The 626-nt window shown below is 46.8% G+C and carries 1 protein-coding gene; it reads right to left on the reverse strand.

Annotated features, from left to right (window positions below; all coding sequences use genetic code 11):
* Window positions 1-554 (reverse strand): STN and carboxypeptidase regulatory-like domain-containing protein (locus tag DT603_RS15800; RefSeq protein ID WP_211368492.1); only part of this gene is annotated, 554 nt, incomplete at its 3' end.
* Between the last annotated feature and the right edge of the window lie 72 nt (window positions 555-626).

Raw genomic sequence — 626 nt, forward strand, 5'->3', positions numbered from 1 at the left:
GGTATACTCAAACTATACTTTCCATTGCCATCGGTGGTTGTGCCCCGTTGCGTTCCTTTCAGAACGACGCTGACACCGGGTAAACTCATGCCGCTTTCGTCTGTAACCGCACCGCTTATGGTTTGATCGGTCGGTTCCTGAAAAGTCGTCTCGGAAGTTTGCCTGGCTTCATCGGTCGAGGTAGGTTCTGTAACGCTACGTTGCAACAAAATAGCGCCATCGACCAGTCGATAGCTGATGTTAAGCGACTTAAGTGCCGCATCCAACACCTGCGACAGTTTCTGGGCATTCTGGTGTATGGATAGTTTTCGCTGAGCACCAATCGCTTTCGAACTATAGACGAAGTCGACGCCTGTTGATTTTTCGAGGGTATTCAGAAACGTTCGAATATCGACCTGATCGAGATGAATCGTAACAACTCGCTCCAGTACGTTCTGCGCATGGGTTGGGGCAGCGTGAACGGCATTTATCAGAAATGCCACAAAAAGAAGTTGATAAACAGATAGTTTCATAGTCAACCAAAGCCAGGTTTGACAATGTATACGGTCTTTCATACTTTTGAATGTTTGTTAAGTTTTGTACGGATTTAGCAAAAACAGCCCTCTTACACCTGCTAGCGGGTGTTC

The organism is Pseudoxanthomonas gei (genome assembly GCF_010119615.1).
In the GTDB taxonomy this organism is placed as follows: domain Bacteria; phylum Pseudomonadota; class Gammaproteobacteria; order Xanthomonadales; family Xanthomonadaceae; genus Pseudoxanthomonas_A; species Pseudoxanthomonas_A gei.